At 68.7% G+C, this 15240-nt stretch carries 18 protein-coding genes; 13 read left to right on the plus strand and 5 right to left on the minus strand.

All coding sequences use genetic code 11. The annotated features are described in order from the left end of the window. Positions 1-7: 7 nt before the first annotated feature. From AOK01_RS26710 to AOK01_RS26760, 11 genes are all read left to right on the plus strand, one after another. Complete coding sequence (locus tag AOK01_RS26710; protein ID WP_055516036.1) at positions 8-946, plus strand: VOC family protein; 939 nt, start codon at positions 8-10, stop codon at positions 944-946. 38 nt (positions 947-984) lie between these two features. Beyond that, positions 985-1965, plus strand: a complete 981-nt coding sequence (locus AOK01_RS26715; RefSeq protein WP_055516038.1) for a fumarylacetoacetate hydrolase family protein — start codon at positions 985-987, stop codon at positions 1963-1965. Positions 1966-2373: 408 nt separating this feature from the next. Next, positions 2374-3561 carry an ATP-binding protein gene (locus AOK01_RS26720; RefSeq protein ID WP_055516040.1) on the plus strand — a complete coding sequence of 396 codons (1188 nt, stop codon included), beginning with the start codon at positions 2374-2376 and terminating at the stop codon, positions 3559-3561. Further along, the gene (locus AOK01_RS26725) at positions 3558-4406 is read left to right on the plus strand and encodes a roadblock/LC7 domain-containing protein (protein ID WP_245702427.1); all 849 of its coding nucleotides are present in this window, start codon (positions 3558-3560) and stop codon (positions 4404-4406) included. Before AOK01_RS26720 ends, AOK01_RS26725 begins: the two co-directional genes overlap by 4 nt. Beyond that, positions 4399-4785 (plus strand): DUF742 domain-containing protein, encoded by a 387-nt coding sequence (locus tag AOK01_RS26730; protein WP_055516041.1) that lies wholly within the window; start codon positions 4399-4401, stop codon positions 4783-4785. Before AOK01_RS26725 ends, AOK01_RS26730 begins: the two co-directional genes overlap by 8 nt. 3 nt (positions 4786-4788) lie before the next feature. Further along, positions 4789-5349 carry a GTP-binding protein gene (locus AOK01_RS26735; RefSeq protein ID WP_055516043.1) on the plus strand — a complete coding sequence of 187 codons (561 nt, stop codon included), beginning with the start codon at positions 4789-4791 and terminating at the stop codon, positions 5347-5349. Positions 5350-5359: 10 nt separating this feature from the next. Next, a complete protein-coding gene (locus AOK01_RS26740; RefSeq protein WP_055516045.1) occupies positions 5360-6763 on the plus strand; it encodes a cytochrome P450 family protein in 1404 nt (467 codons plus the stop codon). Between the two features lie 93 nt (positions 6764-6856). Further along, positions 6857-8113 carry a cytochrome P450 gene (locus AOK01_RS26745; RefSeq protein ID WP_079103770.1) on the plus strand — a complete coding sequence of 419 codons (1257 nt, stop codon included), beginning with the start codon at positions 6857-6859 and terminating at the stop codon, positions 8111-8113. After that, on the plus strand, positions 8110-8880 hold the full coding sequence (locus AOK01_RS26750; RefSeq protein WP_055516049.1) for an enoyl-CoA hydratase/isomerase family protein: 771 nt from the start codon (positions 8110-8112) through the stop codon (positions 8878-8880). The genes AOK01_RS26745 and AOK01_RS26750 overlap by 4 nt, the downstream gene beginning before the upstream one ends. A gap of 217 nt (positions 8881-9097) precedes the next feature. Beyond that, positions 9098-9394, plus strand: coding sequence for a hypothetical protein (locus AOK01_RS26755; RefSeq protein WP_055516070.1), 297 nt, complete (start codon positions 9098-9100; stop codon positions 9392-9394). After that, a complete protein-coding gene (locus tag AOK01_RS26760; RefSeq protein WP_055516052.1) occupies positions 9391-9789 on the plus strand; it encodes a hypothetical protein in 399 nt (132 codons plus the stop codon). Before AOK01_RS26755 ends, AOK01_RS26760 begins: the two co-directional genes overlap by 4 nt. A gap of 36 nt (positions 9790-9825) precedes the next feature. On the opposite strand, the gene AOK01_RS26765 is transcribed toward AOK01_RS26760, so the two are convergent. The 3 genes from AOK01_RS26765 to AOK01_RS26775 form a co-directional block, all read right to left on the minus strand. Continuing rightward, complete coding sequence (locus tag AOK01_RS26765; RefSeq protein WP_342671068.1) at positions 9826-11064, minus strand: tetratricopeptide repeat protein; 1239 nt, start codon at positions 11062-11064, stop codon at positions 9826-9828. After that, complete coding sequence (locus tag AOK01_RS26770) at positions 11061-11717, minus strand: class I SAM-dependent methyltransferase (RefSeq protein WP_055516054.1); 657 nt, start codon at positions 11715-11717, stop codon at positions 11061-11063. The genes AOK01_RS26765 and AOK01_RS26770 overlap by 4 nt, the downstream gene beginning before the upstream one ends. Before the next feature lie 73 nt (positions 11718-11790). Next, entirely contained in the window at positions 11791-12291 is a 501-nt protein-coding gene (locus tag AOK01_RS26775) for a glycine-rich domain-containing protein (RefSeq protein ID WP_055516056.1), read from the minus strand. 267 nt (positions 12292-12558) lie between these two features. Between AOK01_RS26775 and AOK01_RS26780 the strand changes: the two genes are divergently transcribed. Together AOK01_RS26780 and AOK01_RS26785 are read left to right on the plus strand one after the other, a co-directional pair. Next, complete coding sequence (locus AOK01_RS26780; RefSeq protein WP_055516059.1) at positions 12559-13314, plus strand: DUF6879 family protein; 756 nt, start codon at positions 12559-12561, stop codon at positions 13312-13314. An 18-nt stretch (positions 13315-13332) separates the two neighbouring features. Next, positions 13333-14178 (plus strand): helix-turn-helix domain-containing protein, encoded by an 846-nt coding sequence (locus tag AOK01_RS26785; RefSeq protein WP_055516061.1) that lies wholly within the window; start codon positions 13333-13335, stop codon positions 14176-14178. Positions 14179-14302: 124 nt separating this feature from the next. Here AOK01_RS26785 and AOK01_RS26790 read toward each other — a convergent pair whose 3' ends face one another. Together AOK01_RS26790 and AOK01_RS26795 are read right to left on the minus strand one after the other, a co-directional pair. Further along, on the minus strand, positions 14303-14506 hold the full coding sequence (locus tag AOK01_RS26790) for a DUF397 domain-containing protein (RefSeq protein ID WP_055516063.1): 204 nt from the start codon (positions 14504-14506) through the stop codon (positions 14303-14305). Continuing rightward, a partial coding sequence (locus AOK01_RS26795) for a DUF5753 domain-containing protein (protein ID WP_055516072.1) occupies positions 14503-15240 on the minus strand: 738 nt, incomplete at its 5' end. The genes AOK01_RS26795 and AOK01_RS26790, both read right to left, overlap by 4 nt.

Raw genomic sequence — 15240 nt, forward strand, 5'->3', positions numbered from 1 at the left:
AGGACCCATGAGCCCACGTCTGCTCACCCACCTGCGCCACGTCGACCTGGCGGTGCCCGACTACGACAAGCAGCTCGACTTCTACTCCGGTGTCTGGGGCCTGACCAAGGTCGCGGAGGACTCCGGCATCTCCTTCCTGGCCGCGGAGGGCTCACCCGAGCAGTACGTGGTGCGGCTGCGCAAGGCCGGCGAGAAGCGGCTCGACCTCGTCTCCTACGGGGCGGCGAGCCCGGCCGACGTCGACACGCTGGCGGCGCGACTCCTCGCGGGCGGCGTCCAGTTGGTCTCCCAGCCCGGCGCGGTGGACACGCCGGGCGGCGGCTACGGCTTCCGCTTCTTCGATGTCGACGGCCGCACCATCGAGGTCTCCGCCGACGTCGAGGTCAGGCAGCACCGCAAGATCGAGGAGAAGGAGGCGATCCCGGTCAAGCTGTCGCACGTCGTCCTCAACTCGCCCGATCTCGACCGCACCCGTCAGTGGTACGAGCGCCACCTCGGCTTCGCGCTCTCCGACACGCTGAGCTCGCCGCACATGGGCGAGGTCATGCACTTCATGCGGATCAGCAACCAGCACCACTCGATGGCCATCGCCCGGGGCCCGCACACCGCCCTGCACCACGTCTCCTTCGAGATGCGCGGCATCGACGAGTACATGCGCGGTTCCGGCCGTGTGATGCGCGCGGGCTTCCAGAAGGTCTGGGGTCCGGGCCGGCACATGGCGGGCGACAACACCTTCACCTACTTCCTCGACCCGCACGGCAACACCGTCGAGTACACGACCGAGCTGGAGCTGCTCGACGAGGACACCTGGCACCCGCACGTATACGACTTCTCCCGGCCCGAGGTCACCGACCAGTGGGGCACGGCCAACGCAATGAACGAGCTGATCGCCAAGGAGTCCTTCAACGACCCCGACCGCGGCGTGTTCGTCGCCCCACCGGTCTGAGCCGGGTCCCGCCGCCCCGCACGCCAGGAGACACCCGCATGCGATTCGCCACGTACACCCCACATGACCGTCCGCATCGGACGCACGTCGCCGTGGTCGAGCCGGACGGCACCCTGCGCCCCCTGCCCGGCGTCGGCTCGCTCGGTGAACTCCTCGTCGGAGGGGGCGGCTTGTCGGCTCTGCTGGACGCGGGCGCGGCGGCCCTCGGCGTACCGCCCGGCCCGCACGTCTCCCAGGTGCGGCTGCTGCCTCCGCTCCGGCCCACGTCCGTACGGGACTTCGTCACCTTCGAGGAACACGTCGAGGGTGTGCGCCGCGCCGTGGACGGCGTGAGCGGCGTGCCGGAGCAGTGGTACGCGGCACCGACGTTCTACTTCACCAACCCGCACGCGGTGTTCGGCCCGCACGACGACATCCCCGTCCCGCCCGGTACGGCCGCCCTCGACTTCGAACTCGAAGTCGCCGCCGTCATCGGCCGCGAGGGCAGTGACCTCACCGCCGAACAGGCCCGCGAGCACATCGTCGGCTACACGGTCTTCAACGACTGGTCCGCGCGCGACCTGCAGTCCGCCGAGATGAGGGTGGGCCTCGGCCCCTGCAAGGGCAAGGACACCGCCACGACCCTGGGCCCGTACCTGGTGACCGTCGACGAGCTGGAGCCGTACCGCGACGGCGACGGCTTTCTGCGTCTCGCGCTGACCGCGGAGATCAACGGCCACGTGGTCGGCAGGGACCTGCTGTCCAACATGAGCTGGACCTTCGAGGAGATGGTCGCCTACGCCTCCCGCGGCACCCGGGTCGTACCCGGCGACGTGCTGGGCTCGGGCACCTGCGGCAACGGCGGCTGCCTCGCCGAACTGTGGGGGCGGCGAGGCGAACAGAGCCCGCCGCCACTGCAACCCGGCGACACCGTGACCCTCACCGTGGAAGGCATCGGCTCCGTCACCAACACCGTCGTGCCCGGCCCGGCCCCCGTCCCGCTGCCCGCCGGCCGGCGCCGCTCGCGGGAGCGGCCGTGAGCGACTCGCGGCGCCGGCGGTTCGCCGGAAAGCGGAACCGCCGCCGCCGGGCCGCCTCTTGCGGTTGGTGAGAGTTCCCTGCGCCGCTGTGAAGATTCGCCGCAGACCGACGACGCTGTCGGGTCCGGACAGTGGAACCGGCCACGGGATGGCTGAGAATGCCGCCAACTTGTGGGGACACTTCAGAGATTGACGCCATATCAGTTTCCGGTGGGCACCTCTCTGCGCGGCGGGCCCACGGTGATAACATCGCCGCATCTGCGGCCTTGATCCACTTCGTTTCCGTGGTGATCCGAGGTCAGCCTGCTCTTCGTAGTAGCGCTCATGCAGTTCCCAGCGAGTGCGCCGCGGATCCTCCCGGGGCGTGCTCCGGCGATGCCTGCATGTCGCGCCCCGGGAAAGGTATCGATGAATCGAGACGTGCTCCTATGGTGCCTCGCTGTGGTGGCGGCGATATCCGCCGCCGCAGCCGTGGCACTCATCGTCCGCACCAGAGCCCTGGGGGCCAGAAAGAGGAAGTTCGAGGCCGAGTCGGCGCAGCGGCTGGCAGAGGCCGAGCGTTCACTTCTGACAGCGCGTACCGACTTGCAGAAGTTCCGTGACGAGCAGGACAGTGCCCTCCAGGAGGCCGAACGGACGGCGGAGGAGAGCACGAAGGCGGTCCTCAAGGGCGCCGCGCGCTTCCTGCAGAGCCTCGCGGCCGAACAGACCACGCTCCTGGACGGCATCCAGCGCAAGTACGGCGGACACGCCGTCCTCGCCGACCTGCTGGACGTCAACCACGCCAACGCGCAGATGGCCCGCAAGGCCCAGGGCATCGCGGTCATGTGCGGTGCCCCGCTGGGCCGCCGCAACCAGCCCGCCAGTGTCTACGACGTGGTGCGCAGCGCCCAGGGGCAGATCCGCAACTTCAGCCGGGTCGAGATCATGCAGCAGAGCGGGATCGCGCTGAAGGCGTCCGCTGTCGCGCCGGTCGCCCTCGCCGTCGCCGAACTGCTCGACAACGCCGCCAGTTTCTCGCAGCACGACGCGCCCATCGAGGTGACGTTCCAGCGCGTGCAGAGCAACCTGTGCATCGTGATCGACGACGCCGGTGTCGGCATGAGCGACGAGGACCGGCAGAAGGCGACGGCGCTGCTGTCCGGTGACAACGTCCCCCGCCTCTCCCAGCTCGGTACCCAGCCGAAGTTCGGACTCCCCGTCGTCGGCCTGAACGCGCGCCAGTACGGGTTCAAGGTGGACGTCACCGGAGTTTCCCGGTACGGCGGTGTCCGGGCCGTCGTCCTGCTGCCTGAGGAGCTGTGGACCATGGAGGAGACCCCGCCGCCCGTCCAGGAAACCCCGGTGAGACGGATCCGCCACATCCCGATGGCGGAGGACGAGCCCGAGGACCGTACGGTGCACGGCCTGCCGAAGCGGGGGGAGCGCCAGGCCCCGACGGCGAGTGTCACCGACGCCGGGGGCAGCTCCGGCAAGAGCGCGCGAACGCTCAAGAAGGCCAGCCGAGGTGCCGGTGGCCTGGCCGCGATTCAACGCGGCACCATGTCGGGCCGTGCCGTGGAGGTTCCGTCGTCCGAAGGGACTGAGGACGCATGACCACAGACATGTCGTGGATGGTCAGGGACATCGTGGACAACGTGCCCCGGGCCCGGCACGCCGTCGTGCTGTCGGCCGACGGTCTGCCGCGCGGCGCCACGGACGGTCTGACCGAGCGGGACGTGAAGACGATCTCCGCCGCCATGTCGGGGATGCAGTCCCTGAGCCGGGCCACCGCCCACTTCGCCGGTTCGTCGCCGGAACGGCAGTGGAACCAGACGGTCATCGAGTTCTCCCACGGGTGGGTCTTCCTGATCGGGGCGGGGCAGGGCGCGTACCTGGCCGCCGCCGCGGAGCCCGATGTCGACCTCCAGCAGCTCTCGTTCCGCATGAACCGGCTGGTCGCCCGGCTGGGCGACAACCTGACGTCACCGCCGCGGGCCGGCATCAAGGACCCTTCCCAGGGGGCCGATGCCACGCCGGTCTCGCGCAGGGGGTCGGGCGGCTCGGGCTTCGTGCTGAAGGAGCTGGACCAGATCGTCGCCGAGGTGCCGGGTGCCCAGCACGCGCTGCTGCTCGGCTCCGACGGCCTGCCGCGCGGGGCGACCTCGGAGATAGACAAGGACCTGGCGGACACGATGTCCGCGGCCATGACCGGCATCCACGCCTACAGCCGCGCGGCAGCCCAGTTCGCCGGTGGTCCCCGGGACGCCGAATGGCAGCAGACGATCATCGAGTACCAGCACGGATGGGTCTTTCTGATCGCGGCCGGTGACGACGACTTCCTCGCCGCCGCCGCCGAACACGACTGCGACATCGAGGAGTTCACGAGCCGCCTGTGCGACGTCGTGCCCGATCTCCTGGGTCGCGAAGCACGCCGGGGTGAGGGAGCCGACCATGTCTGACGGTCCGGACGACGAACTTGAGCTGACGTCCGCCTTAGTTCCGCTCTTCGTGATCACGAACGGGCGTCATCTTCCCGCGGACCACGAGTACGAGCACACCGCCCTGGTGACCGCGCGCGAAGGCGCGTCGGCCGCGGTGGCGCGCGCTCTGTCCCCGGAGGCACGCAAGGTCATGGACCTGGTCGCCGACGGCTTCCTGTCGGTGGCGGAGGTCTCGGGCCACACGCACCTGCCCCTGGGCATCGTACGGATCCTGCTGGCGCAGCTGGAGGAGGACAGTCTCATTCTCGTGCGGAAGCCCATTCCCCGCGTCGAACGAGCCGAACGCGAACTGCTCAGTGCTGTGCTGGATGGCCTCAGAACCAAATTCGGAGCGTAAGCCGTGCATCTGGATCCAGACGTTTCCAACTCGGTCAAGATCCTTATTGTGGGTCATTTCGGGGTCGGGAAGACCACCTTGATCGGCAGCATCTCCGAGATCGAGCCGCTGCAGACCGAGGAGGAGATCACCGAGGCCAGCGAGGGATTCGACGATCTCTCGGGGACACCGAACAAGACGACCACCACCGTGGCCATGGACTTCGGCCGCCTCACCCTCAACGACACCCTCGTCCTGTACCTCTTCGGAACGCCCGGGCAGGAACGTTTCAAGGAGATGTGGGAGGCACTGTCGCGGGGCGCGCTGGGCGCCCTGGTGCTGGTCGACCCCACGCGGCTGCACGAGAGCTTCGCCATCCTGGACCTGGTGGAGCGCTTCGGCCTGACGTACACCATCGGCGTCAACCACTTCGAGGGCGCCACCAAGTACCCGCTCGAAGAGGTACGCGAGGCGCTGAACCTCGCCCCGGAGACGCCGATCGTGCACTGCGACGTACGCGACCGGACGTCCTCGGCGCGGTCCCTCATCACTCTCGTGCAGCACCTCATGTCCATACTCGGCTAGGAGCCACGGCATGCAGCACCAGCTCAATTCCCACGGGACACCGCCGCCCGGCTGCCCCGCGCACGGCAACACCCAGCTGTTCGGCCCCGAGTTCGGCTCCGACCCCGAGCAGCACTACGCCCACCTGCGCTCGCTGGGCCCCAGCGCTCCCGTCGACATCGCACCCGGCGTCCAGGTCGAGCTGGTCACCAGCTACGACGCGGCCCTGCACATCCTGCAGAATCCCGCTTCCTTCGTCCGGGACTCACGCCGCTGGAACGCGCTGAACCAGGGCCAGATCCCCGAGGACAGCCCGGCCCTGCCCATGATGGGCTACCGCCCCAACGCCCTCTTCAGCGACGGAGCCGCCCACGCCCGGCTGCGCCAGGCGGTCACCGACAGCCTGGCCAGCATCGACGAACTCCAGCTCGTCCGGCAGACCCAGCAGTCCGCCGAGTATCTGATCAGCCAGTTCAGCTCGGACATCCGCGGCCATGCGGAACTGATGGCCGACTACGCGCAGCCGCTCCCGCTGCTCGTCTTCAGCGACCTGTTCGGCTGCCCGCCCGAGCTCGGCGACCGCGTCATCGCCGGGATCAGCGGCATCTTCGAAGGCACCCCGGGCGCCGACCTGGTGCTGGGCGGCGCACTCGGCGAACTGATCGCCCTCAAGCACCGCCGTCCCGGCGACGACGTGACGACGCGCCTCATGCAGCACTCCGCCGGACTGACCGACGAAGAGGTACTGCATCAGCTCGTGACCCTCCTCTCCGGCGGCACCGCACCTCTGACGGCCGCCATCGGCACCAGCAGCGCGCTGTACCTCAGCGAGGACTGGCAGACCGGACTGCCGGTCGAGGACGCGGTCGTCCAGACGCTGTGGAACTACGCGCCGATCGCCAACTACGCGGCCCACTACCCGACCCAGGACGTCGAACTGGGCGAGCGGATCCTGCGGGCCAACGATCCGGTACTCATCTCCTTCGCCGCGGCCAACACCGACCCGAAGCTGACCGAGCACCGCGAGCAGCTCAGCGCCAAGGCCCACCTGGCCTTCGGCGCCGGACCGCACTCGTGCCCCGCCAAGGACCCGGCCTTCATGATCGCGGTCACCGCTGTCGAGGCGCTGCTCAACCAGCTGCCCGACGCCGAGACGCGCGTCCCCTTCAAGGACCTCGCCTGGGTGCCCGCGCCGTGGAGCCGGTCCCTGGTGAACATCCCGATCCGGTTCACCCCGCGCAGCGCACTGCCGCCCGCCGACGGGCCGGCCCCGTCGCGGGATTCCCGTACGACGCCCGCGGCCGCTCCTCAGCACTCCGCCGTCCCGGGGCCCTCCGCCACCGGGGCGTACCGGCCGGCGGCGCCCCACGCCGCCGCGTCGAAGTCCAGAGGGGGACTGTTCAGCCGCTTCGTGGCGTGGACGCGGGGCGAGTGACGTAGGTAACCCTAAGAGAACATGGTGTTACAGGATGCTTGGGGTGTCCCACGGGTACGTATGGCGGCTGTTGCTCAGAAAGGAGCCGCCATCGTGGGAAGTCTCACGACTCCGTCCTCCGACCGCCGGGCCACCGTCTCTCTCTTCTCCCGCCTGCGGACAGCGCAGGGGCAGGCCGATCCCTTCGACATCTACTCGGAACTGCGGTCGAGGGGCGGAGTCAGCCCCGCTCCCTGGGGCGGCCATCTCGTCACCAGTTTCGACGCCTGCGACCGAATACTGCGCAGCTCCGACTGGCTGGAGCCCGACAAGAGCTGGCGGGACCGGCAGGGGCCGCGCACCCGCTGGAGCGCTCCGTCCTCGCGCGAGATAGGCAACACCATGACCGCCCTCAACCCCCCGGAGCACACGAGGGTGCGCCGGGCGGCAGGAGGCTTCGACCGGACCACCATCCAGCGACTGGGCCGTACGGTGAGCAAGATCACCGACGGCCTTCTCGACTCCCTGACCGAGCGGCTGCGGGGCGGCGAAGAAGAGACGGACTTCGCCGCCCTGGTGAGCGAGGAACTGCCGATCGCCACCATCGGCGCCTGGCTCGGCCTGCCGTCCGCCGACTGGCCGCGGCTGCGCGAACTGACCCACGAACAGGTCTTCACCCAGGAACTGCTGCCCTCCGCCAGCCAGTTGGCCCGGTCCGACACCGCCATGGCCGAACTGCGGTCCTACTTCACGGCGCTGATCCGCGACCGGCGCGACCACCTGGGCGACGACCCGGTGTCGCGCTGGATCGAGACGTGGGACGCCATGGAACCCGACCGGGACAAAGCCGACGAGGCGGTCTACTCCCTGGTCCTCTTCGTCCTGCTGGCCGCGCTCGAAACCACGTCCACCATGCTGTCGACCACGGCGCTCCTGCTCGTCGAGGAGCCCACGCGCTGGGACCTCCTCGCCGCCCGCCCCGACCTGGTGCCCGCCTTCGTGGAGGAGACACTGCGCTACGACCCGCCGGTCCATGTGATCAGCCGGGTCGCCGCGAAGGCCGGCGTCCTGGAAGGTTTCGAGGTCGGCGCGGACGACATGGTCCACCTCATGGTGGGGGCCGCCCACCGGGACCCGGCCAAGCATCCCGATCCCGAGCGGTTCGACCCCCACCGCAAGGTCGTCCCCCATCTCGCCTTCAGCGGAGGCATCCACTACTGCCTCGGCGCCCCGCTGGCCCGACTCGAAGCCCACACCCTGCTCCGTCAGTTAGTCGCACGCCTGCCCCGTCTCACCCTGGTCAGACGCCCGCCGCGGGCACCCCGGGTGGCCTTCCGGCGTCTGCTGAGCCTGGATGTCGCCCTCGCATGACCCACCACATACTTCCGCCCCCCGCGTTCCGCCCACTGGCCGTGGCAGCCGAGCAGGACGGCCCCGTACTCCGTGTCCGCCTCAACCCGGCCCGACAGGACGACGTCCTCGACGCCGCCGTACTCGACGACCTCATCGCCCTTCTGGACGGCCTGCACGAACGGCCCGACGTCCGCATCCTGGTCCTGTCCTCCATGGGCGAGGACTTCTGCACCGGAGCGGACCGCACCGAGTACCTGGACGCCCTCGCCGCCGACTCCACCGGCGCCGCCCTGCGCCGGGCCGCGGACAAGGCCCACCGCCTCTGCCAGTCCCTCGAAAACACCCACGCCGTCACCATCGCCCGGCTCCACGGCAAGGTCATCGGAGCGGGGCTCGCCCTGGCCGCGTTCTGCGACCTGCGCGCGGGCGCGGACACCTGCCGGTTCCGCATGCCCGAGGTCGGCCTCGGCCTTCCGCCCGCCTGGGGCGGAGCCATCGGCAGACTGATATCCGAAGCCGGCGTCGCACACATCCGCGAACTGGCCCTCACCTGCGACCTCTTCGACGCACCCACCGCCCACCGGCTCGGCCTGCTCCACAAGATGGTCCCCCTGGACCAACTGGACCGCGCCGTCGACGCCTGGACGAGACCACTGGCACGACGCTCACCGGAAACCCTCGTCCTGACAAAACGCATGCTCGCCGGCTACGCCCGCGCCGACCGGACATCCGACACGTCCTTGCTCGACGCGCACCTTCTGAGCGCGGCGCTCAGAAGTTCCTGAAGCAGGGGAGGACTTCGACCGGCCGGCGCTGCCCGGTTCGAGGTCCTGTCCCCGTTCGAGGTCCTGTCCCCGTTCGGCCTTCGTGAATCAAGCCGCGGGGTCTGGCGCCTACACCATCTCTCTCCATCTGGTGGCTTCCGCCACCGCTTGTACTCGATCGTGCGGGATGTCCGCTGTCAGCTGGCTGCCCGGCCGGGCTCTCGGCAAGGTCGACGGTATGGCAACCAAGAAGTACACCGTGACGCTCCCCGAGGAGCTGGCCGAGGCCATCCGGGCCGAGGTCGGCCCCGGCGGCTTCAGCCGCTATGTCACGCAGGCCATAGAGCACCAGCGGGAGCGGGAGCGGTTGCACGAGGCGGTGCGGTGGTGGGAGTCCGAGTACGGGGAGATCACCGAAGCGGAACTGGCCGAGGTCGAGGCCGAGCATCGCGACCTGGAGCGGCAGCACGCCGAGCGGGCCGACGCCCGCGAAGGCAGTGAGCAGCCGTACGAGCGGAAGCGAGCTGCCGCATGACCGGAAACCGGATGTACGTACTCGACAGCGAAGGCCTGTCGCGGTGGGTGCGCGGGGAGCGCCGCATGGGCGCCTACCTGCGGCACGCCGACGATGCGGGTATCCCGGTCGTCACCACCTCGATGACGCTCGTCGAGGCTTACGACCCGACGCGCTGCCTCCCCAAGTGGCACTGGGCGCTCTCCAAGATCCGAGTCGAGCCGGTGACCGAGGAGATGGCCAAGGAGGCGACCGCCCTTCTCCAGCAGACTGGCCTGCACGGCCACAGGTACGCCATCGAGGCGGCCCTCGCCGCCGTCGCCCTGCGGCAGCCCGGCCCGGTCACCGTGTTCACCTCGGACGAGGACGACCTGCGCAAGCTGTGCGCCGACCGCGTGGTCGTCGTGAAGCTCTGAGCTCCGAGATACACGCGCCGACGCCGCATCTCCCTGTCATCCACCAGGCGGTCGCGGCGGGCGCCATCGGCCCGATCGGTACTCGTCCAACAACTGCCGGCCCGCGACCGTGAAGGGATGCTCGGGGCCCAGACCGCGTTCCCGCCGCTCGACGACGTCGGTCATCAGCGCGACACCCTCTTCCACGTGTCCGAGTGCGGTCCGGGTCCGCGAGAGCAGTTGCCGGGCGGCGAGCACGATCGGGTGCTCGGGCCCGAAGCGCCGCACATACGTCTCGGCGACCCGCCGGATCTCCCGGTCGGCCTCGTCGTAGCGGCCCAGAAGATACAGCGCCCACGCATGGTTGTGCCGGGCGCCCACGGTCACGGTGTGGTCGGGGCCGAGGTGCCGCTCGCATTCCGACGGCAGGTCGAGCAGGGCGCCGCCTTCCTCGGTGACTACTTCGGTGGCGGGCAGCATTTCCAGCAGGCTGGCCCGGGCGCGCAGGGTCAGCGGGTGGGCGGGGCCCAGCGCCGAGCGCCGCTCGGCCACGGTCGCGCTGAGCAACGTGAGCGACTCCTCCCGTCTCCCCAGGTTCGCCAGCACGAGCTGAAGGCCGTAGCCGCTGTCCGTGGCGTCGGCGTCGTCGGCGCCGAACAGTCGCGCCTGGGCGTCCCGGACCGCGCGGAGCACCACTGCGGCTTCGGCGTACCTGCCCAGCCGGAACAGTGCCCGCCCGGCTCTGGAGCGTGCGGCGAGGACCGTACGGTGGTCCGCGCCGAGCAGTCGCTGCGCGAGGTCCGCCGCGGTGCGGGAGGTCTCCCAGGCGGAGAGGTAGTCACCGGTCCTGTGCAGGGCGACCGACAGCCGCGTCGCGACGGCCAGGGCGTAGGCGGCGGCCGACGGCTCGCCGACACGCCGCAGCAGGGCCAGCGCATGAGGCACCAGCAGGCGCAGTCGCGGATCGTGCGGTCCGGCGTCGGGTACGTCGGGCACGGCCGCGTCGAGCAGCCGGACGGCTGCCGTGTCGAGGGCGGGCACCAGGTCCGCCGGGGTCGCCGCCGAGACACTGTCGAGCAGGATGCCGTGACTCTGCACGCAGCGCGCGCCGGCGGCGTCGACCAGCTCGGACAGCGACTGGTCGAGCAGGGCCCTGAGGGCCGTCTCGGTGCGGCTACGAGGCAGTACGGCACCGATGCCGGCGTGGTTGAGCAGCGTCAGCGGCAGCGGCTCGGCGGCGAACCGGGCCAGCAGTCTGAGCAGGGCCGCCGCTTCGTACTCGTCTAGGGCCGTCATGGAGCGACCGCGCGCACGAGGAGGGTCCCGATGTGCCCAGGGTGCGGCGCTTCGAGGATCCGCGCTTCGGCCATGGCGAACCCGGCCCGGGTGAGCAGGCGCTCCCAGACCGCTGGACGGTAGCTGTAGCGGTAGGTGAACATCGCTTTTCCGGCGAAACCTCCCTTGTACATGCCCTGCGGCCCGTACGCGCCGGGGATGGCCGGAGGCTGAGAGAACGCGAAGATGCCTCCGGGCCCCAGCCGTTGACGAACCAGGGGGAAGAGACGACTCGGGTCGGTGAACCAAGCGGCACCGAAGATCGAGTAGACCGCGCCGTACACCTCCTTGTCCTCGCTCAGGTACTCCAGCACCTCGGAGCACACGAACTCCGCGCCGGTACCGGCCCATTTCGTGGTGGTCTTCTTGACCATGACGGCAGAGAGGTCAACGCCCCGGGCAGCGACACCGCGTCGGGCAAGGTGGGCGAGGGCCCGGCCGGTGCCACAGCCGATCTCCAGGACGGAACGCGGGTTGCCGAGCAGTTCCGGACCGGGTCCGTGACCGGCGTACTGGGTCCAGCAGAAGTTCGGCTCCGCGTCGTCCTTGAAGGCGGAAGCGGCGAAGGTGTCCCACAGCTCCGTCTCGGCGGCGATGTCGTGTTGTGCGGGCAAGTCAATTCCTCTTCGCAGGGCCGGCTCCTGTCCTCCGGGGGACCGAGGACAGGAGCCGGCGGCGTAAAGCCGTTCAGTGACTGTCGGGGACCTTGTTGTCACACGGTGAGCATTCCGTGCCGTCGATCGCCCACAGCTCCTCGTCGATGTCGAAGCCGATGGACTTCAGGAAGTCTGCCGTGCGCAGGCACAGGCCGTCGCGGCGACGCTCGACGAAGGGGGCGTGGTGCTTGAAGCGCCCCTCGTTGTACGCGTCGCAGAGGGCCCACCACACAGGAGTGTCAAGGATGAGCTGGTGCACGCCGATGTCGACGAGCTTGCCTACCCCGAGGTGTACCTCCGGCTGCTCCATGCAGCCGATGGTGTACATGACTGCGTTGCCGAGGACGCGTTCGGCCATGTCGCGGACCATGGTGTGGTCGCGCAGCAGCAAGGCCGCCTCACGGTCCCAGAGGGTCATGTCGCCGTCCAGCACGTTGATCGTCAGGTGCTTGATGCGGGGCTGGACGGCGTTGAGGAGTTCCTTCGGGTCCCGCGTGCGGGTGCTGACGGGCCGGTCGAGTGTGACGGTCATAGGTTTCCCCTTCGGAGACGGGTCGTGCCGTAGCTGCCTTCAGTGCCTCTGCGGCCATGAAGGAATCGGCGTGCTGCGCCTGTCGCGCTGTAGCCATGAACGGGACGATAGGGAAGGAAAAAGGCCGATAACAGGGAAGTTCCCCGAAGTTGCTTGGCCTCTACGACAAGTTCCCCTAAGTTCCTTATACGGCCCGACAGAACGCGCCCCTCAAGTGCCGCCTGCGGGGAGGCTTGCCGCATCAGTCCGCAGCGAAAGGAACTGCTCATGGTGCGACGACTGCGCTTCAACGGGACGGGGAGCGGCGTCAATGGGTGCCCGTCTGTTCATGAGGACCTCGACACGGGCGAAGTCATCGTGCACGGCCCGCCACTCACCGACCGTGAGGACATCGCCCGACTCCGGCACCTGGACGAGGGTGAGGTGCCGATTGTGGTGCCACGCGAACTCCTCGTGGACTGGGGCCCCAAGGACATGAACCGTCAAGCGAAGACCATCGACCTGGACGAGTTCGACCGGCTCTTCACCCAGTTCGAGCACACGGCCTGGAGGCTGGAAACCCGGAGTCGTTACGCGTCGGACGAGGTCACCGAGACTTACACCCAGTTCATCCGAGGTGAGCCGGTAATCTGGGACGGCCTGGACGCGGAATGGTGTGCCAATCGACGCACACAGACTGCGCTCGGCAAGCACGTGCAACGCGTGCGCGTCGTCGACAACCCGCCCACGAAGGGTCAGCTGTACTTGCTCGACAACGCACGTCGCAACACCACCGTGGGCGAGAGGATCATGAACCTCTGGCGCGCGGAAGCCGACCGGCTCAGCCTGCCCTCCGAGGACTTCTGGCTCTTCGACTCGCGCATGGTCGCGTTGCTCAAGTTCGACGACGCCGACAACCTGGTAGGCGTCGAGCTGATCACGGAGCCCGCCGAGGTGGTGCGGTACTCCATGGTGCGTGACGCGGCCATGCATCACGCCGTCCCGTACGAGGAGTTCGCGGCCGGCCTGGCCGTGAAGGATTAACAGAGCAGGTGTGTACCGGTGAGCACGGACTACCAGAAGGCGCGTGAAGCCCTTGGCATACGACTCCGGGAGCTTCGGCTGTCGGCCCCTGGTGGTCGCCTCACCGGTACCGAACTCGCCGACAGGTGTGGATGGCACAAGTCCAAGGTCAGCAAGCTCGAAAACGGCAGGACGACGCCGACGCCCGACTGCCTGCGCACGTGGGCGGAAGCAACCGGCCAACCGGAGGCGTACGACGAACTGCTCGCACACCTGAGGGGCTTTGAGTCGCACATCCGGTCGTGGCGGCGACAACTGGCCTCCGGGCACAAGGCCGTCCAGGACACCCACCTGCGCGCCCATGCCGACGCCTCCGTGTTTCGTGGCTGGGAGTCCTCCATGATCTTCGGAATTCTCCAGACACCGGACTACGCGCGGGCGGTCTTCACGAGGTATGCGGAACTCCAGCGATCACCGCGTGACACCGAAGAGGCGGTTCGGTCCCGCATGAAGCGGCAGGAGGCGCTGTACGACTCGTCGAAACACTTCCACCTCATCCTGTGGGAAGCCGCTCTGCACGCCCTGATCTGCCCTCCATCGGTGCTCGCCGCCCAGCTCGACCGCCTCACAGGAGTCATCGGCCTCAGCACGGTCGAACTGGGGATCATCCCGCTCTCCGCCACCCTGAAGATCCCTCCGGCCACCGCCTTCTGGATCTACGACGACCGCCAGGTGATCGTCGAGAACTGGCACGCGGAGTTGTGGGTCGACGACGAGGCGAGCGTCGACACCTATGCGCGGACCTGGAGAACGCTCCGCGAGTCCGCTGTGTACGGAGCCGACGCACAGAATCTGATCAGTGCGGCAAGACGATCGTTGCCCTGACCGACCGGGACGGCAGACCACCTATCTCCCGAGAATTTCGAGGGCCGGTGTTCCGCTCCGAGGTCGAAGCGGGACGCCGACGCGTGACGGAGGTTCGTCCTGCCTACCAAGGACTCCGTCTCGGTCAGAGCGCCGCGAACTGGACGAACGCGGTCCATGTCGTGGGTTGTACGGCCAGGGAGGCGCGGGTGGTGTCCTTCGAGTCGCGGACGTGGACCGTGGCGGGGGATGCGGCTACCTCTATGCATTCGCCGCCCGAGCCTGTGCTGTAACTGCTCTTGAACCAGGTCAACTCAGTCACCGGCTTTATGAGCTGTTGGGTGTTCATCTCTCTCCAAGCAACTTCTCGACGAGGGCCAGCGACTCGCGCGGAGTGAGCGCCTGGGCCCGAAGGATGCCGTACTGCTCCTCGATCTCCCGGACCTGCCGCCGCTCCGTGTAGAGACGGCTGTCCTTGTACGCCTCCACATAGGCGATCCTCTGCCCTTCGTGCGTCTCGATCAAGGTGAAGGGGCCTTCCAACCCAGCATGCTCGTCGCGCTCGATCGGCATCACCTGGATTTCCACGTTGCGCCGGTGCCCGTACAGCAGAATCTGCTCCAACTGGCCCCGCATGACGGCCCGGCCACCGAGCGGTCGCCGTAGAACGAACTCCTCGATGACAAAGCTGATGGTGGGCATCGGGGTCCGGGAGAAGATCTCTTGGCGTGCCAGGCGAGCAGCGACCCGCTGGTTGATGGTCTCCTCGTCCAGCAGCGGACGCCACATGGCGAACACCGCCCGCGCGTAGTCTTCCGTCTGCAACAGCCCTGGTACTGCCTTCGTCGCGTACACGTGCAGGGCCGCCGCCTTGACCTCCAACCTGGCCGCATCCCGGAAGAACGTCGGATACTGCGCCCGAGCCACCTCCTCCTTACTCGCGCACAACACCCCACCCGCACCCAGTACTTCATCGGCCTGGTCGATGAACTTAGGTGGCGGAATGCGTCTCCCCTGCTCAAACGACGCGATGGTAGAAGCCGAGTACCCCGTCAGCGCCCCCACCCCCGCCCGGTCCCTGCC

Source organism: Streptomyces aurantiacus (assembly GCF_001418335.1).
Classification (GTDB): Bacteria; Actinomycetota; Actinomycetes; order Streptomycetales; family Streptomycetaceae; genus Streptomyces; species Streptomyces aurantiacus.